A 20,174-nucleotide genomic window follows, 5' to 3' on the forward strand; every position below is an offset into this window, starting at 1 on the left:
GGGGCGCCGGAGTTCTCCGGCGCCCCTTGCGCTGGTTTTACCAGTAGTTACTGGTTTCAGTCGCCGTCGACGATGCCGCCGGCAGCGCACGTGCCGGTGATCGACGGGGACAGGATCGGCACAGCGCCGCCCAGGACGCCCACGTTGTTGCCGCACACGCCGAGGACACCGTTGAGGTTGATGTCCTTGATGATGTCGATGTCATTCAGGTTGACGATGCCAACCTGGCCGTGCTTGGCGTTGTTGATGCCGGAGCCGTGGCCCTCGCCGGCGAAAGCCGGAGCGCCGAGCATCAGCAGTCCAGCCGCAGCCGCGGCAACCACACCAGCCTTCTTCAACACTATTCCCACACTCCTGCAGTCGGGGATCTTTCGAGAAGCTCGAGCCACGCCCGTTGTTCTCGCGGTGAAACCTACTCGGCAAATGTCGGGATTACCCCGCGATATCCACGATTGTGTGACCCGCGAATTCCAAATATCCCCTAATAAGGTGTAGTTCGATTTTCGGCTTGCGGCCAGGCGAGTCGGTGCAGCGCTCCGCGTTGTGGCAGCTACGCAGGGCTATCGCGGCGGGACCGGGACCCACGGACGGTCCTGTCGGCCCTGAAGATCAACTACCGAATGTGATCACGATCCCCCGTAAGGAGGATGTTCGGTGGGTGAACAAGCGGCTGCATCAAGCCCGTTGTACCCGCTCTGAACAGGCCTTTTGTCGCTCCGTATGCGCCGGGACGGACCCTCCGGCGCGTTTCGTCATGGTGACCAATTGGCGAATCACCTGTGTGGCAGCCTGCGCCACCGACCGAAACGCAGGTAACTTTCGGAAGTGATGGGTCGTGCGCATGCGACCTGTCCCGGGAGGCCCTGGTCGTGGCAGTGACGAGCACGAGAGGGCCGGCACCGGGCCCTCGTTGGCGACGCGCCTAGCAGGCGGCAGTCGTCAAACCAGGGGCCAGTACCGGCCCAACGAGGAAAGCGGACGCCGTGCCGCGTTCGTCAGGGAGTTGCCGTGACCGCACCGCGTTCGGCCAGGCGTTCCGCCGGCCAAGGTTCTTCCCGCAGTTCCTCCCGCGGCGCCTCGCGTCGTACCACCCCCACCCGTCATGTCTACGTGCTGGACACCTCTGTGCTGCTCTCGGACCCTTGGGCACTGACCCGGTTCGCAGAGCACAGCGTGGTGCTCCCGCTCGTGGTGATCAGCGAACTGGAGGGAAAGCGGCACCACCCCGAACTGGGCTGGTTCGCCCGGACCGCCCTGCGCATGCTGGACGATCTGCGGCTGCGGTACGGCAGGCTCGACAAGCCGGTGCCGATCGGCGAGACCGACGGCACGTTGCACGTGGAGCTCAACCACTCGGATCCGTCGGTGTTGCCGGCCGGGTTCCGTACCGATTCCAACGACGCCAGGATCCTGGCGTGCGCGCTCAACCTGGCTGCCGAGGACGCCAGCCAGATCGTCACCCTGGTCACCAAGGACATCCCGCTGCGGGTCAAGGCAGCCGCGGTCGGCCTGAACGCGGACGAGTACCGCGCGCAGGAAGTCACGCCGTCCGGCTGGACCGGCATGGCGGACGTCGAGGTGTCACAGGAAGTCGTCGACGCCCTGTTCGCGCAGAACGTCGTCGACCTGGCTGATTACGGCGTCGAGCAGGCGGCTGAGCTGCCCTGCAACACCGGTCTGCGGCTGCTGGCCGGAACGTCCAGCGCACTCGGCAGGGTCACGCAGGACAAGCAGGTCCGGCTGGTCCGTGGCGACCGTGAGGTCTTCGGGCTGCACGGCCGTTCGGCCGAGCAGCGCATCGCGCTGGACCTGCTGATGGACCCCGATGTCGGCATCGTGTCGCTGGGCGGCCGGGCCGGAACGGGCAAGTCCGCGCTGGCGCTGTGCGCCGGCCTCGAGTCGGTGATGGAACGCGGCCTGCACCGCAAGGTGGTCGTGTTCCGGCCGGTCTACGCGGTCGGCGGGCAGGAACTGGGCTACCTGCCCGGTTCCGAGAGCGAGAAGATGCAGCCGTGGGCACAGGCCGTCTTCGACACACTCGGCGCGCTGGTCAGCCAGCCGGTGATCGAAGAGGTGCTGGACCGCGGCATGCTCGAGGTCCTGCCGTTGACCCACATCCGTGGCCGTTCGCTGCACGACGCGTTCGTCATCGTCGACGAGGCGCAGTCGCTGGAGCGCAACGTGCTGCTGACCGTGCTGTCGCGGTTGGGCACCGGCTCACGTGTGGTGCTCACGCATGACGTCGCCCAGCGCGACAACTTGCGGGTCGGCAGGCACGACGGCGTGGCGGCAGTGATCGAGAAGCTCAAGGGCCACCCGCTGTTCGCGCACGTCACGCTGACGCGCTCGGAACGGTCCCCGATCGCGGCCCTGGTCACCGAGATGCTGGAGGACTACCCCGGCTAGTCGCTCACCTTTATCCGCCGAGCGGGCGCTCAGTCGAGCGCCCGCCTCATGAACCCTTTGATGCCGATCGCGCCGAACACGATTACTGAACCCGCCATCACCACCATGTTCAGCCAGAGTGGGATGTGCGGCACCTGCGGGACGAGTTCGGCGCGCATCGCCTCGCTGACGTACGTCAACGGGTTGAGCGCGCACAGCACCTGGAACCATTCGAGGTTCTCCAGGCCACGCCACGGGAACTGGGTTGAGCCGGTGAACATCAGTGGCACCAGGATGATCGCGAACATGATGTTGATCCGGTTCGGCGGGACCAGCGTGCCCAGCACCATCCCGATGGCGGAGCCGACGAGCGAGCCGAGCACGACCACCACGACCACCAGCGGCCACGAGGACGCAGGCCACGTCACATCGTCCAGGATCAGGAACCCGACCGGCGCCATCAGCAGCGCGGACAGCACGCCGCGGATCGCGCCGAAGATCATCTTCTCGATCGCGACGAGCGGAATCGGGATCGGCGCGAGCAGCCGGTCCTCGATCTCACGGGTCCACGCGAAGTCCATCACCAGCGGCATCGTCGTGCTCTGCAACGCACCGAAGAACCCGTTCAGCGCCACGACACCGGGCAGCAGGATCGCCGCGAAGCTGCCCTGCACGTAGCCAAGGTCGGCCAGCACCTTGCCGAAGATGAACAGGGTCAGGAACGGCTGGATGACGACCTGGGCGAGGAACGGGACGATCTCCCGCCAGGTCACGAAGATGTCCCGCCACAGCACCATGAAGAACGTCCGCGTGGCGACGCTGACACCGGCGCGTGGCATGTCCACGGCGGTCATCGAAGCTCCCTGCCGGTCAGGTGGATGAATACGTCTTCAAGGCTCGGTGTGCCGATCGACAGGTCGCTCACGTCGCAGCCCAGGTCACCGAGGGAGCGAAGCACCGCGGGCAGCACGACCGCAGGTTCGACTTCGGTGTAGAGCCGGAAATGGCCTGCGGTTTCGTCGGCCTGTGGTGGCATTCCTCCTGGCGGTGCGCCTGGAGGTGGGCCGCCCATCATCATTCCGGCGGGCGGCATGGCCGGTCCGCCGGACGCGATCTTCTCGACCCGTTGCACGCCAGGGATTTCCTCGAGCGCGGTGGTGACTTTGCCGGGATCGACGGAATCCAGCGAGACCGTGACACTCACTGTCGTGCTACCAGGCAGATTCCTGGTCAGGGCGGCGGGCGAGTCGAGGGCCAGCAGTTTGCCGTGGTCGATGATGCCCACGCGGTCGCAGAGTTTGGCGGCCTCGTCCATGTCGTGCGTGGTCAGCACGACCGTCACGCCCTCATCGTGCAGTTGCTTGACCCGGTCGTGGACGAACAACCGCGCCTGGGGATCCAAACCGGTCGACGGCTCGTCGAGGAACATCACCTTCGGCCGGTGCATCAACGCCCGCGCGATCATGATGCGCTGTGACTGCCCGCCGGAGATGATGTCGACCTTGTCGTTCGCCCGGTCGGCCAGTCCCATCCGCTCCAGCAACTCGTCGGCCCTGCGGTGGCGCTCCGCGCGTCCCATGCCGTGATAGGCCGCGTGGAACAACAGGTTCTGCCTGATGTTGAGCGAGCGGTCCAAGTTGTTCCGTTGCGGCACCACAGCCAGCAGTTGCCGTGCGGTCGCCGGGTCCTTGGTGACGTCGACGCCATGCACCCTGGCGTCACCCGCGGATTTGATCACGCGAGTGGTCAGGATGCCGACCGTGGTGGTCTTGCCCGCACCGTTCGGGCCGAGCAGGCCGAACACCTCACCCTGCTCGACTTCGAAGCTCAGCCCGGCAACCGCCGGTTTGGGGTTCTTCTTGTACTTCTTGATCAGGTCGACGACCTCGACTGCCCGCACGTGCTCAAACCTATTGTCGCGGTCAAATCGAATAGATCAGCTCTTTCCGGGCAACAGGGCGCGAACCGCGTCGATGGTGTCGGCATCGGCGGGGTCTTTGTCGGGGCGGTAACGCAGCACGCGCGCGAACCGCAACGCGACGCCGCCGGGATACCGCGGGCTCACCTGCGCACCGTCCAGTTCGATCTCCACGACGAACTCGGGGCGGACGTAGACGGCGAAGTCGTCCCGGTGGGACTCGATCGTCTGCAGTTCCTTGGTCTGCCAGGCGAGCAGTTCGTCGGTCATGCCCTTGAACGTCTTGCCGACCATGATCGGCGGGCCGCCGTCCGGATCGCGGGCGCCGAGGTGCAGATTGGACAAATACCCTGTTCTGCGGCCGTGGCCCCATTCCGCGGCGAGCACGACGAGATCGAGGGTGTGTTCGGGCTTGACCTTCTGCCAGGCTTTTCCGCGCCGCCCGGCCGCGTACACCGAATCCAGCGCCTTGACCATCACGCCTTCGTGCCCGGCCGCCAGCGAATCGGCCAGGATCTGCTCGGCGTTCTCGGTCCCGCCGGGAATCACGCGCTCGCCAACGGCTTCACGCAAGGCGTTGTTGCGTTCCCGCAACGGAACGTCGAGCAGGTCGACACCGTCCAGGTGCAGACAGTCGAAGAAATACGGGTGCAGCAACAGTTCCCGCTGGTTCGTCGCGCCGAACCGGCTCATGGTCTCCTGGAAGGACCTGGGTTTCCCGTCGTCCTGCAGTGCGAGCGTCTCGCCGTCGAGCACAACCGACTGACACAGCAGGCCTTTGACGAGCTCCACCAACTCGGGCACGCTCCCGGTGATCTCGCGCAGCGTCCTGGTGAAGATGTGCACATCGTCGCCGCTCTTGTGCACCTGGATCCGCGCACCGTCCATTTTGTACTCGACGACGACGTCGCCGAGCTCTTCGAGCGCGCTCTGCAGGCTCTCGGCCGGTGAGGCGAGCATCGGCCGCACCGGACGGCCGACTTCCAGTTTGAACTCGGTCAGCGCGGCCTCGCCGCCGGTCAACGCCGCCACGGCGGTGACCGTCAACCTGCCGGAGAGCATGAACGCACGCCGCACCGCCTCACCAGGCACGTCGGCGGCCGCCGCGATCGCGTCCAGCATCACGCCCTCAAGAGCACCCTGTCTGAGCTCGCCGGTCATCAGCCGCCGGAGGAACTCCTGCTCGCTTTCGGTAGCCGCACCGAACAGCTCGGTGAGCAGGTCGGCGCGTTTCTGCGTCGAGCCCTTGCCGGAGGTGTGCGAGAGCTCTTCGAGGATCTCGTCGGTGCGCTCCACGGTCAGCCCCGGTTCGGCGGACGGCGTGGCCTTGAGGTCGTAGAGCGTGCGCCAGCCCGCGCCGGTTCTGCCCTGCCTCGGCGCACCGGCGAGGAAGGCGACCGCGGGTTCGACCGCGCCAGGGCCTGCCTTGGCCAGCAGGCCGGCCAGCGCCTTGACCTTGGCCAGCCTGGACCTGGTCGCGGCGACCTCGGCGGAGGTGGTGACGACGTCGGCGAGCAACATAAGGACATCCTGCACCCGCGGACCGACAGTTTCCGGTTGTCGCCGACCGGCGACTCAAACTTTGGTCGGACACGGTGTGTACTTCAGGTGCATGGCCGGGGTGGGTGCGCCAAGGCATAGTGGCGGAGTGAGTCACGCGATATCCCACCGCCTGCAGTTGCGGATGCGCCCGCCCGCGCACCAAGTGCATCCGAAGGCCGTGCTGTGGTGGACCTTGCAGAGTGCTTTGTTCTGGGTGATTGTGCTTGCCGGTGGCGGGATCGCGCTGTACTTCACCGATGCTCCACTATGGATGATCATTGTGGAGGTGGCGGTCGCGGTCGTCGCCGTGGCCGAAACGGCCATCACGCCGCGGCTGCAGTACCGGGCGCACCGCTGGGAGGTCACTGACCAGGCGGTTTATGTCCAGTTCGGTGTGCTGGTGCGTGAGTGGCGGATCGCTCCGCTCTCCCGGGTGCAGACCGTCGACAGTGAGCGGGGCCCGCTGCAGCAGTACCTGAAGCTGGCCACGGTCACGGTGACCACGGCGTCGGCGTCGGGGCCGTTGAAGATCCGGGGGCTCGGGCAGGACGAGGCCGCTGAGCTCGTCGACCGGTTGACGGCCATCACCGAGGCCACTCCGGGGGATGCGACATGACCGACGTGACGTGGCAGCAGCTGGACAAGAAGACCATCTTCGTCGCGCCGCTGATGCCGCTGCTGTCCGTGATCGGTGTGGTCACGTTCATCGTGCTGGTCCGCGGCTGGGAGCGGGTCAGTTTCTGGGAGCCTGCGATCACAGGGGGTATCGCAGTAGCCCTGTTCGTGGCCAACGCGTGGCATTGGAAAACCACGCGCTATCGCATCACGGACACGCACGTCGAGCTGCACAGCGGCATGCTCGTGCGCAAGCACCGGTCGTTGGCGAAGGACCGTGTGCGTGCGGTGGACATGTCGGCCGATGTGTTCCACCGGATGTTCGGGCTCAGCGTGGTCACGATCGGCACGGGACGGCAGGTTGCCGAGTCCGATGACGAGCTGAAGCTTGAAGCAGTGTCCGCGGGGGAGGCCGAGAGGCTGCGGACACTGCTTCTGCACCGCGGTGAAGCGCCGGTCCAGATCGAGCGGCAGACCGGCACGCTGGCGAAGTTCAGTCCGCAGTGGATGCGGTACGCGCCGTTGACCTGGTTCGGGTTCGTCGCCGTCGCCGTGCTCATCGGCGGGTTGTTCCAGCTGGCCAGGACCGTGGATCTGGACCTGTGGAACTCCGGCCCGATCAAGGCTTTGGTCTCGTTCTACGAGAGCACGCCGTTGCTGCTCGCCATCCTGGCGACCGGCGCGGTCGTTCTCGTGCTGACCACAGTGCTTTCGGTCCTGCTGTACGCCGTCTTCTACTGGGGCTTCGAGATCACCCGGCAGAGCGGCGCGCTCAGAGTCCAGTATGGACTCATCAACCGGCGGTCGGTGTCCATTGAGGAGAAGCGGCTGCGGGGCGTTCAGGTGGATGAGCCGCTGTTGGTCCGGCTCACCGGCGGGGCAAGGGTCAAGGCCGTGGCGACCGGCTTGACCAAGAAGAAGGACGACAACGACAAGTGGGAGCTGGACGCCGACCTCCTGCTGCCGCAGGCGCCGAAGGAAGACGCGCGCAAGGTCGCGTCGGCGGTGCTCAACGCCAGCCCGCCGACGGACACAGTCCTCATCACGCACCCGGCCGCTGCCGCCCGGAGGATGATCCTCTGGCACGCGATCGGCGCCGCGGTTCCTGCGGTGGTGCTCGGCATACTGTCCACACTTGACCTCACGCCGTGGTGGATCGCGCAGCTTCTGCTGATCTTGATCCCGGTGGGTGCGCTGATCGGCTACGGCGAGTACCGCGGTCTTGGGCACGCCGTCGATGGGGATTTCCTTGTGGTGCGCTGGGGTGTCATGCCGCGCTCGACGGCCGCGTTGCAGCGGACCGGGGTGATCGGCTGGAACATCCGGCAGTCGATCTTCCAGCGCCGCGCGGGATTGATCAGCGTCACCGCGACGATCGCCGCAGGCAGCGGGTCGTACACGATCCGGTACGCCGATCAGTCCGACGGGCTGCACGCGGCCGAGCATGCCGTGCCCGAGTTACTCACACCGTTCCTGACCAGGGACTGATCGACTTTCTGGGTGCTTCTCGCGATTGGTTTGAACCAGGTTTGTTACCTGATCGTATCCAGGGGTGAGGCGCAGGGAGGACCAGAGGAGTGGTGAATGTCCCTGTTTGGAAGCAATGGCCGGCACCGTAAGCGCGCGACCATCGGATTGGCAGCGCTATTGGGTGCCGCGGGTATCGCGGGTGCTGTGTTCGCCTTCAGCGGCGGAAGCAGCGAGGCCGCAGAGTCCTGCCAGGGACTGGACACCGCGTTGCAGAACAACTTGAACTTCATAGCCGGCCAACAGGCCAATCCGGACGCCCAGTCCGAGGCGCGGATCGCCAACCGGCAGGCGGTCGTCGACCAGATCCAGCAGCGCAGGCAAGCCGCAGGCTGCACTGGAAGCGTTGTGGCGCAACCGGTCAACACCGGTGGATCGGGTGAATCGTGTGCCGGGCTGGACAAAGCCCTGCAGAACAACCTGAACTTCATCGCAGGCCAGCAGGCCAACCCGGACGCGCAGTCAGCCGCCAGGATCGCCAACCGCCAAGCGGTCGTTGACTTGATCCAGCAGCGTCGGCAGGCCGCGGGCTGCAACGCGAACGTCGAGGCGGGCGGCGGCGCGGCCGAAGAAGAACCTGCCAACAACGGCAACGGAAACGGCAACGCGGGCAACGGCAATGGCAATGCTGGCAACGGAAACGCGGACAACGGCAACGCTGGGAACGGTAACGCCGGAAACGGCAACGCTGGAAATGGCAACGCTGGAAATGGCAACGCGGGCAACGGCAACGCCGGTAACGGCAATGGTGGCGGTGGAGCCGGTGAGGTTGTCTGCCAGGGCTCGACGGTGACGCTTTCCGGTGAGGCTGGCGCGCCTGCCGCGTCCAGCAACGAGTTCCCGATCGGCACCCAGCTCAAGGTGACCAACCTGGACAACAACAAGTCCACCACGGTCGAGGTCACCTCGGTGTCCGGCAGCTGCGCCCTGTTGAACAACGCGGCTTTCGAGGAGGTTCGTGAGCCCGGCAAGTTCCTGATCCGCCGCGCCCGCATCGAGCGCGTCGGCTGAGAAAACCCTCCACAGGGGACCCCTCATGACCCTGCATCATGAGGGGTTCTCGGGGCGATCAAGTCCCGTCGAGTGGAGCGAAGCCATCCAGTGCTGCGAACTCTTGTACCGCGGCGCGGAGGCGATCCGGGGTGAGCGTTGCATAACCGACTACCAGACCGGGGAAGATGGGTTGTGTCGAGTAGTCGGCCAAGGCGGGAGCGTTCACCCCACGGGCGGCGAGCGCCTGCGACAGCAGGCGGTCGTCGATCCCGTCCGGCACCCTGATCACGAGGTGCAGTCCTGCCGCGATCCCAATTGGACGCCAGTCAGGCAGCTTGTGCGCCAACGCATCCAGCAACGCGTCGCGCCTGCGCCGGTACAGCGTCCGAGTTCTCCGCAGGTGCCGGTCGTAACCGCCGGACCGCAACATCACGGCGAAGGCCGCTTGTGGCAACGTCGCGGATCCCATGTCACTGACCCGTTTCCGGGCGATGATGTCGGCCCTCAACCGATCCGGGATCACCGACCAGCCCAGCCGCAGCGCTGGGGCCAAAACCTTGCTGACGCTGCCTTCGTAGACCACGCGTGACGGGTCGAGTGCTTGCATGGCACCGAGAGCGGGCCGGTCGTAGCGGTGTTCCGCGTCGTAGTCGTCCTCGATGATGTACCCGTCGACGTCACGCGCCCACGCGAGCAAAGCCCTGCGACGCTCGGGATGCAGCACCATGCCGAGCGGAAACTGGTGTGCCGCGGTGACCATGACCGCACGGCAGTCCGTCTTCGCCAGCTCCGAAACACTCAGGCCGTGCTCGTCAACCCGGGTGGGGACGGCCTCAAGCCCATGTGCGGCAACAAGTTCGCGTTCACCCGGGTGACACGGGTCCTCGACCGCGATCCGCCGGTGCCCGGTCAACCGGAGCTGCTCGCAGACCAGACGCAACCCATCCGCCGAGCCGTTGGTGATCACAATTTGCTCGGGCGTAGCCGAAACTGCCCGCACCCGGCCGAGGTAGCTCGCCAACTCGGCACGCAAAGGCGCGAAGCCGGCCGGATCGGGGTAGTCCAGGCCTTCATCGGGTAGCGCGGCCAACGCGGCACGGTTCGCGGCCAGCCATTCGGCACGCGGAAACGCCGACAGCGCAGGCACTCCGGTCCGCAGGTCCAGCCGCCAGGCCGGCGTTTTCTCCAGCTGTGTGCTGGGTTCGTCATGGCTGATCGTCGCGACGACTGTGCCCGAACCGTGCTTGGCCAGCAGATATCCCTCGGCGACGAGCTGGGTGTACGCGGCTGTGATCGTTCCGCGTGCGACCCCGAGCTGCCCGGCGAGGTCACGGCTGGACGGCAGGCGGGTGCCGGGCGACAGCCTGCCGTCGCGGATCGCCTCGCGCAGGGACGACTCGATCGCCCGGCCGCGTCTCGGTCCGTCCGGCAGCAGGAGCTCCCGCAAAGTGGTCCAGTTAGCGGCCATGGAAGTGGAGCTTAAGGCTAGACCACATCTACGGCAGGCTCGGCGCGTGACCAAGGCGATGATCGCGGCAGCGACGGCATGTGTGCTGGTAGGAGCGTCCGTGCCGATCACGGGCATGCTCGACGGCTATCCGATCCTGGCAGGCCAGGCGGTTCGCTACGGAATTGGCGCGATCGTGCTGCTGCTGTGGCTCAGGGGCCGGCTCGTGATGCCGTCGTGGCGCGACGTCCCCGGCCTGATCGGCATGGTCGGCGCCGGGATGATCGGGTTCAACGCCGCGATCCTGGTCGCTCAGCGGTACGCCACGGCGGGCTTTGTCGCCGCCGTTCTCGGTGCCAGTCCGCTTGTCCTTGCCGTTCTCGTGCCCGCTTTGGCCGGGAGATTGCCGAACCTACGCGTGTTGATCGGCGCGGTACTGGTCGTGATCGGCGTTGTCGTTCTGACCGGCGGCGGCTCGTGGCACGGCCCTGGCCTGGTTCTCGCATTGCTCGTGCTCGTCGGCGATGTCGCGTTCACGCTGGCAGGAGTGGGTGTCGTACGACGAATCGGCGCCGCCTCCGCATCCACGTGGGCCTGTATCGGCGCTGCCGTCGGCACATCGGTGATAACGACTTGGCAAACCGAGTGGGCGTTGCCAACGTGGCGGCAGGCTACAGCGTTGTTAGTGCTGGGAACTTTGGTGACAGCGGTTGCCTTCGTGTTCTGGTACACGGGCGTAGCAGTGCTCGGGGCTGATCGGGCGGGGGTCCTGATCGGGCTTATGCCGCTGTCCGGTCTGGGGGTCGCGGTGATCGTCGGCGCACAGGCGCTGACGATCACCGCGCTCAGCGGAGCCGTTGTGGTCGCGGCTGGATGTGCCGCCGGGCTCAGCGGAAGCCGTGGTAGATCGCGGACATATCCGACTTCTCGTGGCCACGATCCGCTGCCTGAGTCAGCACCGAGTGGATTGCCTTCATGACCGCCGAGTCGGTCCCGGCTTCCTGCATCGCCTCAGTGATCAACGCGGCGTCCTTGACCGCACCGTCGAGGCCGAAGGCGGGCGCGAAGTCCCCCTTCAGGATGGCCTTGCCCTTGAGCTGCGCGTACGCCGAGTCGGTCGCGCCACCCGCGATGCTGTCGAAGAACAGCGCGGGGTCGATGCCAAGGCCCTCGGCGAACGCGATCGCCTGGCCGGTTCCGGCGACCACCGACAGCACCCACGAGTTGAGCACCAGTTTGAGCTTGCTGGCGTCACCGGGTTTGTCCGACACCCACACAGTCCGCTGGCCGATCGCGTCGAAGATCGGCTGGACGCTGGACTTCAGCGCCGCCGGACCGGACGCGAGGACGAGCAGCTGGCCGTTCTCCGCGGGTTGTTTGGTCCCGAGCACAGGGGCGTCAACGAATCGGTCGGTCAGTTGGGCCAACCGAGCCGTTGCGTCGACGCCGACCGTGCCGGACTGGATCCACACCGCGTCCGGGCCGAGTCGGACATCCTTCATGACCGCATCGACTGCGTTCTCGTCGAACAGCATCGTGACGACAACATCCGCGCCGTCGATGGCTTCCGCGGCGGTGTCGGCGACCGTGGCGACGTCCGACAACGGCTCGGCCTTCTCACGTGAACGGTTCCACACGCGCAACGAAAGGCCTGCTTTGGCGATGTTCCGGGCCATTCCGGCACCCATGATGCCGGTGCCCAGCAGTGCGACAGTCGTCATTTCTTGCCTCCACGAGCCATCTTCAGCACGTCCAGGGCTTCGTCGAGCTGTTCGACGGTCAGCTTGCCGGACTCGACGTGCCCGCGTTCGATGACCACCTCACGGATCGTCTTGCGCTCCTTGAGCGACTGCTTGGCGATGGAAGCCGCTTCCTCGTAACCGATGTAACGGTTCAGCGGAGTCACAATGGACGGTGACGACTCGGCGTACTCGCGGGTCCGCTCAGTGTCCACTTCGGTCCCTTCGAGGACCTTGTCGGCCAGCAGCCGGGACACCGCGGCGATCAGCCTCGCCGACTCGAGCACGTTGCGGGCGATCACCGGCAGCATCACGTTCAGCTGGAAATTGCCCTGGCTGCCCGCGAACGCCACCGCCGCGTCGTTGCCGATCACCTGGGCCACCACCATCATCGTGGCCTCGGAGATCACCGGGTTGACCTTGCCGGGCATGATCGACGACCCCGGCTGCAGGTCCGGCAGGCGCAGTTCGGCCAGGCCGGTCCGCGGCCCGGAGCCGAGCCAGCGAAGATCGTTGGCGATCTTGAACAACGACACCGCGATCGTGCGCAACTGCCCGGAGGTCTCGACCACACTGTCCTGCGTCGCCTGGGCTTCGAAGTGATCACGAGCCTCGGTCAGCGGCAGACCCGTTGCCGCGGCCAGTTCTCCGGAGACCAGCGCCCCGAAGTTGTCGGGCGCGTTCAGGCCGCTGCCCACCGCGGTTCCGCCGATCGGCAGTTCGGCCAGCCGTGGCAGGGACGCCTGCAAGCGCTCGACGCCGTACCGGACCTGTGCCGCCCACGCGCCGGCTTCTTGGCCGAGCGTGATCGGCACGGCGTCCATCAGGTGCGTACGCCCGGACTTGACGACATCCGCCCAGTCTCTCGCCCGTTTCTCCAGCGTGCCCGCGAGATGCTCGAGTGCGGGGATGACGTCGGAGATGACCGCTTCGGTCGCCGCGATGTGGATCGTGGTCGGGAAGGTGTCGTTGGACGACTGCGACGCGTTGACGTGGTCGTTCGGGTGCACGTCCGAGCCGAGCGCGCGGGTGGCCAGGGTCGCGATGACCTCGTTGGCGTTCATGTTCGACGAGGTGCCCGAGCCGGTCTGGAACACGTCGATCGGGAAGTGGTCGTCGTGCTTGCCCTCCGCGACCTCCTCGGCTGCCGCGGCGATCGCGTCGGCCTTGGCCTCGTCCAGCACGCCAAGCTGTTTGTTGACCCGCGCGGCCGCGGCTTTCAGCAGGCCGAGCGCCCTGATCTGGGCCCGTTCGAGGCCACGGCCGGAGATGGGGAAGTTCTCGACGGCACGCTGCGTCTGCGCGCGCCACAGCGCGTCCGCTGGCACCCGGACCTCGCCCATGGTGTCGTGCTCGACGCGGTACTCACGTTCTGCCATACCGATGAGTCTTCACCCTCGCCCGGTGGTTGCGCTCGTCGTAGGCTCGTGATCGTTCCCACCACCACGGGGGTGTCTGTTGACAGACGTCGACTTGTTGATCGTCGGGGCCGGACCGACCGGCCTGTTCGCCGCCTATTACGCGGGATTCCGGGACTTGTCCACCGCTATCGTGGACTCGTTGCCCGAGCCGGGCGGTCAGGTGACCGCGATGTACCCGGAGAAACAGATTTTCGATGTGGCCGGGTTCCCGGCGGTGAAGGGCCGTGACCTCGTCGCCGCCCTTGTCGAGCAGGCAGGGCAGTGGAAGCCGACATACTTGTTGGGGCGTAAGGCAAGCACCCTCACGCCCTTGGACGGCGAAGGCTTCGAAGTCGGCCTCGGCGACGGCACGTCCGTGCGGGCAGGTGCCGTGTTGATCACCGCGGGCATGGGCGAGTTCACGCCGCGCCCGCTGCCCGCGGGCGACGGCTGGCTGGGCCGCGGCATGGTGCATTTCGTACCGGAGCTCGCGGTATACCGCGACAAACACGTGGTGGTGGTCGGCGGTGGGGACTCGGCGTTCGACTGGGCGCTGGCACTGCACCCGATCGCCGCGAGCGTGAAGCTGGTTCACCGCCGGGCGAAGTTCCGCGCGCATCCGCCGACCGTCCGCCAGGTCGAGGAACTCGGCGTACCGATCATCACAGATGCCGAGGTCACCGAACTGCGCGGCGAGCCATCGGTGCAAGAGGTGCAGATCAAGGTCAAAGGCCAGGACCCGACGATTCACCAGGCTGACGTAGTGGTCGCCGCGCTCGGCTTCGTCGCCGACCTCGGACCGATCGAGTCATGGGGCCTGAAGATCCGCAAGGGCGACCGCGCCATCGAGGTCGACAGCACCGGCAAGACCGCCATCGAACGGATCTACGCAGCTGGTGACATCGCCTACTACCCGGGCAAGGTCAAACTCATCGCCACCGGTTTCGGCGAGGCCGCGACGGCCGTGAACAACATCGCGGTGGCCCTGAACCCGGAGGCACACCTGTTCCCCGGCCACTCCAGCAACGAGGGCTAGGTACGCGCCTTCAGCCCGTTGACCACCGCGTGCGTGGCTTCGCCGAGCATTTCGACCTGTTCGCGGGTGAGGTGGTCGAAGAAGTGTCTGCGCACGGATTCGACGTGCCTGGGTGCGGCGGCTTCGATGGCCTTGCGGCCTGCCTTGGTGAGCACGATGGTCGCACCGCGGGCGTCGTCGACGCAGTCCTCGCGGGTGACGAGGCCGCGCTGCTGCATCCGGGTCACGTGGTGCGACAACCGGCTCTGGGACCAGAGCATGCGTTCGGCCAGTTTCTTCAACCGGTACCGGTGGTTCTTGGCCTCCGACAGCGTCGACAGGACGTCGTAGTCCGGCTCGGACAGCCCGCACTCCTGCGCCAAGTCGCGGTTCACCTGCGCGTTGAGCAGCAGGAACATCTGCCGGTAGCCGCGCCAGGCGCGGTCTTCGGTCTCGTCCAGCCAGCGCGGTTGCGTCATGCTGGACACTGTAGCGTTTGTTGACATGTCATGTAAGTTGCGAGTATGGATGACAAGCTCAGGGATTTGCTTGCCACAAGCACAAAAGGCGTGCTCGTGACGCTCAAGCGGGACGGCCGCCCGCAACTGTCGAACGTGAGCTACAAGTTCGCCGACGGCACCATCCGGATCTCGGTCACCGACGGCCGCGCCAAGACCAAGAACCTGTTGCGCGACCCGCGCGCGAGCTTCTACGTCACCAACGCGAGCTTCGGCCGGTACGTCGTCGCCGAAGGCATTGCGACGCTCTCGGACGTGGCGACTGAGCCGGGCGATGCCGCGACCGACGAACTCGTCGAGGTGTACCGGTCGATCGCGGGGGAGCACCCGGACTGGGACGAGTACCGCGCCGCGATGGTCGCCGACAAGCGGCGCGTCGTGCGCATCCCGGTCGACCGGATCTACGGCCTGGCGATGGACTAAGCCACCACTTGGACTCCCGCTTTCACCGGCAGCGCGTCGAAGAAGATCTTGGCGACCTCCGGCGACAGGTGCACACAGCCATGCGACGGCTCGGTCAGCGGTCCTTCGTGGAACGCGATCCCGCCGGGGGCGAAGAACACCGAATGCGGCATGGGCAGGCCGTAGATGCTGGACGTGTGCACCGCGTCCTTCCACGCCACCTTGAACGTGCCGACCGGGGTCTCGTGGCCCGGCTTGCCGTGGGTGATCGGCACGGGGCCGTACTCGACGGCGCCGTCCTTCAGCAGCCACGCCAAGTTCTGCGACAAGCTCACGCATGCCCGGACCGCAGCGGTGCAGGGCGGTGCCGGGACGACCACCGGTTGTGGCTCAGGTGTGGGCGAGCTGGTGGTGGTCGTCGTCGTTGTTGACGGCGGCGGAGGCGGTGCCTGTAACGCCCGTTCCCGCGGTGCACCGGAACATGCTGCGAGCAGCACGGCCGCTGCGGAAATGACCAGGGCCAAGCGCATGAAAACCTTCCCTTTCCTCGCGTGCAGCCTTACTCACGCGGGAAGGGGAAGGTTGGTTGCAAAGACTTCCTTAGCGGACAACCTCGACGACTTCACCGACCGACAGCGAGCTGAAGTACTTCTGCGACGCCGCCGGCGACAAGTGGATGCAGCCGTGTGACTTCTCTCGCAGGCTGCCCTGGTGGAATGCGATGCCACCGTTGAAGAACACCGAGTTCGGCATCGGCGCGCCATCGAAGATGCTGCTCTTGTGGTTCTTGTTCTTGAACGTCACCCGGAACGTGCCCGGAGGGGTCAGGTAACCCTTGCGGCCGTGGGTGATCGGCACCGGCCCGTAGACCACCTTGCCGTCCTCCATCAGCCAGGACTGGTTGGTGGACAGCTTGATGCACGCCTTCGCCGCCGTGCTGCACGGCGCTTCCTTCGAGGGCTCGGGCTTGGGCTTCGGCGTGGTCGTCTTGCTCGTCGGCGGCTTCGGCGTCGTCTTGGTGGACGACGACGGGCTTGAGGTCGATGTTGACGTCGGCGCCGGGCTGCTGGTCGTCGGCGGCGTGGCCGGGCTTTCGGTCGTGGTGGTGGCGGGCACGTTCTCCTGGCCCGCGGCCAGGCCGACCGGCTGCTCACTCGGTGACGAGCAGGCGCTGAGCACGGTCGCCGCGGCGACTGCCGCCCCCAGAATCAGCTTGCGTACCCGCATTGGTTTCTCCTCTGCCCGGTGATCCCTATGCCCTAGAGACGACTGGTGATACCCGCGGGTTGCGCCGAAAAGGTCTCAACCGGATCTCAGTGCTGTCAGGGTTCTGGGCAATCACACGGTTTGCTGGCTGATCCAGTCCACAAAGGCACCGGCATTGGTGTATATGGACGGTCCGGTGCCGCAAATCGAGCCGTCGTGGCCGGAACGGCTGGTCACCCCGACCACTCGCCAGCCGTCGGGGTCTTTCACCAACTGCGGGCCGCCGGAGTCGCCGAAACACGCGCCAGCGACCCCGCCCGGGCTTTCCGTGCACAGTTCCAGCACGCCGTCGATGTCAAGGCACTTGGCCGTTTCGATGAGCTTGGTGTCCAGCTGTTGCAGCTTGGCGGCCGGGCCGCATTCGCCAAGCCGTGGACAGGTCTGGCCCCAGCCGAGCAGTCTCGTCGCCGACCCGATCGACGCGCTGCGGATCGCTATCGGCGACGCCGCCGCGGGTTTCGCCAGCTTCAGCAGCGCGATGTCGTTGCCGGGTTTCGCTCCGTCGAACTCGGGGTGCACCACGATTTTCGTGATGGCCGCTTCCTCACCGCCGCGGCTGGGCTCGCTGCTGCCGATCCGGGCCTTGATGTCGCCGGGCGGGTTGTTCTGCACGCAATGGGCGGCGGTGAGAATCCACTCGGTTTGGATCAGCGACCCGCCGCAGAAATGCTCGCCACCGGTGTCCTGAATCGAAGCCATGAAAACGTATGGCTGATCGGCGTCCTGGCCGCCGACGATCGGTGCGATCAATGCTGACATTCCGAGGAGCAGAGCACGGAGCACGCCTCGAAACTACGCTTTTGGCTCCTGGGATGCGATCCGGCCGCCGAATGATTTATTCGGCGGCCGGATCGCGGTCAGTCATCGAAATTCACTGGATCGGGTAAGTGGCTACGGCAGAGGTGGGATAGTTTCCTCGTCGTCCTCCGACTTCAGGTCGAAGTCGACGGTCGAGTACTCGCGCAGCTTGGTCAGCCGGTGGAAGCCGTCGATCATCCGGACCGTGCCGGACTTCGAGCGCATCACGATGGACTGCGTGGTGCAGCCGCCGGACCGGTAGTGCACGCCGCGCAGCAGGTCGCCGTCGGTGATCCCGGTCGCGCAGAAGAAGACGTTGTCGCCGCTGACCAGGTCGTCCGTCGACAGCACGCGGTCAAGGTCGTGGCCGGCCGCGAGTGCCTTCTCCCGCTCGGCGTCGTCCCGTGGCCACAACCGCGCCTGAATCGCGCCGCCCATGCATTTCAGCGCCGACGCGGCGATGATTCCCTCCGGCGTGCCACCGATACCAAGCAGCATGTCCACACCGGTATTCGGGCGGGCCGCGGAAATCGCGCCCGCGACGTCACCGTCGGAGATGAAGTGGATTCGCGCGCCTGCCCTGCGCACCTCGGTGACGAGTTGCTCGTGCCGCTCACGGTCCAAAATGCACACTGTGACGTCGGAAACGTCGGTGTGCTTGGCTTTCGCGACCCTGCGGACGTTCTCGGCGACCGGTGCGGTCAGGTCGATCACGTCGGCTGCCTCCGGGCCGACGGCGATCTTCTCCATGTAGAACACCGCGGACGGGTCGAACATCGCACCGCGCTCGGCGACCGCGAGCACCGCGATGGCGTTCGGCATGCCTTTGGACATCAGGGTTGTGCCGTCGATCGGGTCGACGGCGACATCGCACGCGGGTCCGCTGCCGTCACCGACTTCCTCGCCGTTGTACAGCATGGGGGCTTCGTCCTTCTCGCCCTCGCCGATCACCACGACGCCGTTCATGGACACGGTGCCGATCAGCTTGCGCATGGCGTCGACCGCGGCACCGTCACCGCCGTTCTTGTCGCCGCGGCCCACCCACCGGCCCGCCGACATGGCTGCGGCCTCAGTGACCCTGACCAGTTCGAGTGCGAGGTTGCGGTCCGGCAATTCGCGCCTGCTGGCGGCATTGGCTTCGGTCATCTGTCCTCCTCGTGGCGATGGGATCGATCCTCGCAGATCGGGCAGGGCCCGCGGTAACGGCGCGTTACGCCAACTGCGACGATGGAGGTGTGGCGGCCCCATCCCGGTTCAAGACAAGCGCCCGCGACATGGTGTTGTCGCTGGCGGTACTGACGGCCATCATCGGCGTGATCGTGTGGCTGACGCAGGGATGTGAGTTCAGTCCCAGCGGCCCGACGGTAGACCCGAGCTCAGCGCCGACGGTCGATGCGCCGAGGGAATTGAGCGGCGCCGCCCGGCGGGTGGACTTTCCCGTCCGATCACCCGTGGTGCCCGCCGATTGGCGCGCCAACTCGTCGAACACGGTGCCTGTCGGCGAAGGCGCCCAGCGCACGACCGCGGTCCGAGTGGGCTGGATCACGCCCGCCGGCAAGTACCTCCGGCTGAGCCAGTCCAAGGCGCCGGTCGCGGATCTGGTCGTGATGGAGGCGGGCGGTGACGTGTCCGCGAGCAGTACCGGTTCAGTGGACGTTTCGGGCACCCAGTGGACCAAGTACCGCGGCAAAGGCGACGAACCGTCATGGGTGCTGTCGAAGGACGGCGTCCAACTGTTGATCACCGGCAGCGGGACCGAGGGCGAGTTCCGGGTGTTGGCGACCGCCGCCCAGGCAGCGACGCCGATCGCCCGCTCCTGAACACTCCTGAGCATCAGGAAACGGCTCGGGGCCCCGAGCCGTTTCCTGTGCGTGCTCGTCAGGCGTTGGCGATCAGGCCCTTGCTCAGCACGGTGGCGGCTGCCTCGGACAGGCCTTTCTCGGTCCGCAGGTGGTCGGCGACCCGGGCGATGGCCTCATCTCGTGGCACGTTGTCGATCTTGATGCTTTCGATCAGGTCGGCGAGTCTCGGCGCCCACACGCGGATCAGCTCGGCGATCGGCTTGAAGAACAGCTCGTTGAGCGGCTCACCCCACTCCGGGAAGCGACTGAGCGCCTCGCCGATGTATTCGATGATGGCCGAGGCGACCGGACCGCCGTAGCGCAGTGCGGCGACGGCGACCGGCTGCAGGATCTTGAAAGCCAGCTTGAAGGCCTCGATCCAGTCGATGTCCCCGATGTCCTCAATAGACATTTGGGACAGCGTGGCCTTGGCGTCGTTCAGCCGGGTGACGGTCGCCGTGTCACCGGCCGCGGCGGCCTGTGCGGTGAGCGCCTCGATCTGCTCCGTGGTGACGGCTTGCCGCAGCGTCACAAGCAGGTTCTCCTGCTGTGCGGTGATCGCGGCACTCGTCTTGGTGGCCTCGGTGGCGGCAAGCGCGGTGGGCGCGAAACCGGTGAGGAGAACGGCGGACGTCACCAAAGTGGCGACGGGCTTGAGAATTGAGCGTGGCGGCATTGTTTCCTCCTTGCAGGCGGGGAAAAACGTGGCCGAACGCTAAGGGCGTGCAGACGCCGCGGTCTGCGCGATGTGGCGTAACACTCAGTGGT

22 protein-coding genes and 1 pseudogene are annotated in these 20,174 nt (G+C 66.4%); 9 read left to right on the forward strand and 14 right to left on the reverse strand.

What is annotated here, in order from left to right; translation table 11 throughout:
• Positions 1 to 56 precede the first annotated feature (56 nt).
• Complete coding sequence (locus B9C43_RS25890) at positions 57 to 341, reverse strand: hypothetical protein (RefSeq protein WP_084429644.1); 285 nt, start codon at positions 339 to 341, stop codon at positions 57 to 59.
• Between the two features lie 769 nt (positions 342 to 1,110).
• Here B9C43_RS25890 and B9C43_RS25895 point away from each other — a divergent pair.
• Positions 1,111 to 2,406 carry a PhoH family protein gene (locus tag B9C43_RS25895; RefSeq protein ID WP_380144784.1) on the forward strand — a complete coding sequence of 432 codons (1,296 nt, stop codon included), beginning with the start codon at positions 1,111 to 1,113 and terminating at the stop codon, positions 2,404 to 2,406.
• A 29-nt stretch (positions 2,407 to 2,435) separates the two neighbouring features.
• Here the strand turns inward: B9C43_RS25895 and B9C43_RS25900 are convergent, their stop codons facing one another.
• From B9C43_RS25900 to B9C43_RS25910, 3 genes are read right to left on the reverse strand one after another with little or no spacing between them, the layout of a single operon-like run.
• Entirely contained in the window at positions 2,436 to 3,239 is an 804-nt protein-coding gene (locus B9C43_RS25900) for an ABC transporter permease (protein WP_084429646.1), read from the reverse strand.
• Positions 3,236 to 4,285 (reverse strand): ABC transporter ATP-binding protein, encoded by a 1,050-nt coding sequence (locus tag B9C43_RS25905; protein ID WP_084429647.1) that lies wholly within the window; start codon positions 4,283 to 4,285, stop codon positions 3,236 to 3,238. The genes B9C43_RS25900 and B9C43_RS25905 overlap by 4 nt, the downstream gene beginning before the upstream one ends.
• 36 nt (positions 4,286 to 4,321) lie before the next feature.
• The gene (locus B9C43_RS25910) at positions 4,322 to 5,824 is read right to left on the reverse strand and encodes an ATP-dependent DNA ligase (RefSeq protein ID WP_084429648.1); all 1,503 of its coding nucleotides are present in this window, start codon (positions 5,822 to 5,824) and stop codon (positions 4,322 to 4,324) included.
• A gap of 127 nt (positions 5,825 to 5,951) precedes the next feature.
• On the opposite strand from B9C43_RS25910, the gene B9C43_RS25915 reads away from it, so the two are divergent.
• The 3 genes from B9C43_RS25915 (at position 5,952) to B9C43_RS25925 (ending at position 8,998) form a co-directional block, all read left to right on the forward strand.
• Entirely contained in the window at positions 5,952 to 6,461 is a 510-nt protein-coding gene (locus B9C43_RS25915) for a PH domain-containing protein (protein ID WP_235038830.1), read from the forward strand.
• Complete coding sequence (locus tag B9C43_RS25920; protein WP_084429650.1) at positions 6,458 to 7,948, forward strand: PH domain-containing protein; 1,491 nt, start codon at positions 6,458 to 6,460, stop codon at positions 7,946 to 7,948. The genes B9C43_RS25915 and B9C43_RS25920 overlap by 4 nt, the downstream gene beginning before the upstream one ends.
• A 387-nt stretch (positions 7,949 to 8,335) precedes the next feature.
• A complete protein-coding gene (locus B9C43_RS25925) occupies positions 8,336 to 8,998 on the forward strand; it encodes an RlpA-like double-psi beta-barrel domain-containing protein (RefSeq protein ID WP_327223253.1) in 663 nt (220 codons plus the stop codon).
• Between the two features lie 58 nt (positions 8,999 to 9,056).
• On the opposite strand, the gene pdxR is transcribed toward B9C43_RS25925, so the two are convergent.
• The gene (gene pdxR, locus B9C43_RS25930; protein WP_033392526.1) at positions 9,057 to 10,448 is read right to left on the reverse strand and encodes a MocR-like pyridoxine biosynthesis transcription factor PdxR; all 1,392 of its coding nucleotides are present in this window, start codon (positions 10,446 to 10,448) and stop codon (positions 9,057 to 9,059) included.
• A gap of 46 nt (positions 10,449 to 10,494) precedes the next feature.
• Between pdxR and B9C43_RS25935 the strand changes: the two genes are divergently transcribed.
• Positions 10,495 to 11,406, forward strand: coding sequence for a DMT family transporter (locus B9C43_RS25935; RefSeq protein ID WP_235038831.1), 912 nt, complete (start codon positions 10,495 to 10,497; stop codon positions 11,404 to 11,406).
• Here B9C43_RS25935 and B9C43_RS59945 read toward each other — a convergent pair.
• From B9C43_RS59945 to B9C43_RS25945, 3 genes and pseudogenes are all read right to left on the reverse strand, one after another.
• On the reverse strand, positions 11,315 to 11,704 hold the full coding sequence (locus B9C43_RS59945; protein WP_051897566.1) for an NAD-binding protein: 390 nt from the start codon (positions 11,702 to 11,704) through the stop codon (positions 11,315 to 11,317). The genes B9C43_RS25935 and B9C43_RS59945 overlap by 92 nt on opposite strands.
• A gap of 6 nt (positions 11,705 to 11,710) precedes the next feature.
• A pseudogene (locus tag B9C43_RS59950) lies at positions 11,711 to 12,169 on the reverse strand (NAD(P)-dependent oxidoreductase); the annotation flags it as partial.
• Positions 12,145 to 13,545, reverse strand: coding sequence for a class II fumarate hydratase (locus B9C43_RS25945; RefSeq protein ID WP_033392534.1), 1,401 nt, complete (start codon positions 13,543 to 13,545; stop codon positions 12,145 to 12,147). The gene B9C43_RS25945 and the pseudogene B9C43_RS59950, both read right to left, overlap by 25 nt.
• Before the next feature lie 79 nt (positions 13,546 to 13,624).
• On the opposite strand from B9C43_RS25945, the gene B9C43_RS25950 reads away from it, so the two are divergent.
• Positions 13,625 to 14,602, forward strand: coding sequence for an NAD(P)/FAD-dependent oxidoreductase (locus B9C43_RS25950; RefSeq protein WP_407657119.1), 978 nt, complete (start codon positions 13,625 to 13,627; stop codon positions 14,600 to 14,602).
• Here the strand turns inward: B9C43_RS25950 and B9C43_RS25955 are convergent.
• Positions 14,599 to 15,060, reverse strand: coding sequence for a MarR family winged helix-turn-helix transcriptional regulator (locus B9C43_RS25955; protein ID WP_084429655.1), 462 nt, complete (start codon positions 15,058 to 15,060; stop codon positions 14,599 to 14,601). The two genes, B9C43_RS25950 and B9C43_RS25955, sit on opposite strands and share 4 nt — an antisense overlap.
• Positions 15,061 to 15,105: 45 nt before the next feature.
• Here B9C43_RS25955 and B9C43_RS25960 point away from each other — a divergent pair, with 45 nt between their 5' ends.
• The gene (locus B9C43_RS25960) at positions 15,106 to 15,522 is read left to right on the forward strand and encodes a PPOX class F420-dependent oxidoreductase (protein ID WP_033392537.1); all 417 of its coding nucleotides are present in this window, start codon (positions 15,106 to 15,108) and stop codon (positions 15,520 to 15,522) included.
• Here B9C43_RS25960 and B9C43_RS25965 read toward each other — a convergent pair.
• Positions 15,519 to 16,031, reverse strand: a complete 513-nt coding sequence (locus B9C43_RS25965) for a L,D-transpeptidase (RefSeq protein WP_084429656.1) — start codon at positions 16,029 to 16,031, stop codon at positions 15,519 to 15,521. The two genes, B9C43_RS25960 and B9C43_RS25965, sit on opposite strands and share 4 nt — an antisense overlap.
• A gap of 70 nt (positions 16,032 to 16,101) precedes the next feature.
• On the reverse strand, positions 16,102 to 16,389 hold the full coding sequence (locus tag B9C43_RS59955) for a L,D-transpeptidase (protein WP_327223138.1): 288 nt from the start codon (positions 16,387 to 16,389) through the stop codon (positions 16,102 to 16,104).
• A gap of 16 nt (positions 16,390 to 16,405) precedes the next feature.
• On the opposite strand from B9C43_RS59955, the gene B9C43_RS59960 reads away from it, so the two are divergent.
• Positions 16,406 to 16,750, forward strand: a complete 345-nt coding sequence (locus B9C43_RS59960) for a hypothetical protein (RefSeq protein ID WP_327223140.1) — start codon at positions 16,406 to 16,408, stop codon at positions 16,748 to 16,750.
• Between the two features lie 89 nt (positions 16,751 to 16,839).
• On the opposite strand, the gene B9C43_RS25975 is transcribed toward B9C43_RS59960, so the two are convergent.
• On the reverse strand, positions 16,840 to 17,526 hold the full coding sequence (locus B9C43_RS25975; RefSeq protein WP_084429850.1) for a S1 family peptidase: 687 nt from the start codon (positions 17,524 to 17,526) through the stop codon (positions 16,840 to 16,842).
• A 132-nt stretch (positions 17,527 to 17,658) separates the two neighbouring features.
• Positions 17,659 to 18,711 carry a class II fructose-bisphosphatase gene (gene glpX, locus B9C43_RS25980; RefSeq protein ID WP_084429658.1) on the reverse strand — a complete coding sequence of 351 codons (1,053 nt, stop codon included), beginning with the start codon at positions 18,709 to 18,711 and terminating at the stop codon, positions 17,659 to 17,661.
• Between the two features lie 89 nt (positions 18,712 to 18,800).
• Here glpX and B9C43_RS25985 point away from each other — a divergent pair, with 89 nt between their 5' ends.
• Positions 18,801 to 19,385, forward strand: coding sequence for a DUF4245 domain-containing protein (locus B9C43_RS25985; protein ID WP_160096695.1), 585 nt, complete (start codon positions 18,801 to 18,803; stop codon positions 19,383 to 19,385).
• 58 nt (positions 19,386 to 19,443) lie between these two features.
• On the opposite strand, the gene B9C43_RS25990 is transcribed toward B9C43_RS25985, so the two are convergent.
• Positions 19,444 to 20,082, reverse strand: coding sequence for a hypothetical protein (locus B9C43_RS25990; protein WP_084429660.1), 639 nt, complete (start codon positions 20,080 to 20,082; stop codon positions 19,444 to 19,446).
• Positions 20,083 to 20,174 lie beyond the last annotated feature (92 nt).

Source organism: Kibdelosporangium aridum (assembly GCF_900176515.1).
In the GTDB taxonomy this organism is placed as follows: Bacteria; Actinomycetota; Actinomycetes; order Mycobacteriales; family Pseudonocardiaceae; genus Kibdelosporangium; species Kibdelosporangium aridum.

Bases quoted from the DNA above. Each gene is read 5' to 3' on its own strand.
- B9C43_RS25900 (WP_084429646.1), bottom strand. From the start codon at position 3,239: ATGACCGCCGTGGACATGCCACGCGCCGGTGTCAGCGTCGCCACGCGG.
- B9C43_RS25910 (WP_084429648.1), bottom strand. From the start codon at position 5,824: ATGTTGCTCGCCGACGTCGTCACCACCTCCGCCGAGGTCGCCGCGACC.
- B9C43_RS25920 (WP_084429650.1), top strand. From the start codon at position 6,458: ATGACCGACGTGACGTGGCAGCAGCTGGACAAGAAGACCATCTTCGTC.
- pdxR (WP_033392526.1), bottom strand. From the start codon at position 10,448: ATGGCCGCTAACTGGACCACTTTGCGGGAGCTCCTGCTGCCGGACGGA.
- B9C43_RS25945 (WP_033392534.1), bottom strand. From the start codon at position 13,545: ATGGCAGAACGTGAGTACCGCGTCGAGCACGACACCATGGGCGAGGTC.
- B9C43_RS25955 (WP_084429655.1), bottom strand. From the start codon at position 15,060: ATGACGCAACCGCGCTGGCTGGACGAGACCGAAGACCGCGCCTGGCGC.
- B9C43_RS25960 (WP_033392537.1), top strand. From the start codon at position 15,106: ATGGATGACAAGCTCAGGGATTTGCTTGCCACAAGCACAAAAGGCGTG.
- B9C43_RS25965 (WP_084429656.1), bottom strand. From the start codon at position 16,031: ATGCGCTTGGCCCTGGTCATTTCCGCAGCGGCCGTGCTGCTCGCAGCA.
- B9C43_RS59955 (WP_327223138.1), bottom strand. From the start codon at position 16,389: ATGGAGGACGGCAAGGTGGTCTACGGGCCGGTGCCGATCACCCACGGC.
- B9C43_RS25975 (WP_084429850.1), bottom strand. From the start codon at position 17,526: ATGTCAGCATTGATCGCACCGATCGTCGGCGGCCAGGACGCCGATCAG.
- glpX (WP_084429658.1), bottom strand. From the start codon at position 18,711: ATGACCGAAGCCAATGCCGCCAGCAGGCGCGAATTGCCGGACCGCAAC.
- B9C43_RS25990 (WP_084429660.1), bottom strand. From the start codon at position 20,082: ATGCCGCCACGCTCAATTCTCAAGCCCGTCGCCACTTTGGTGACGTCC.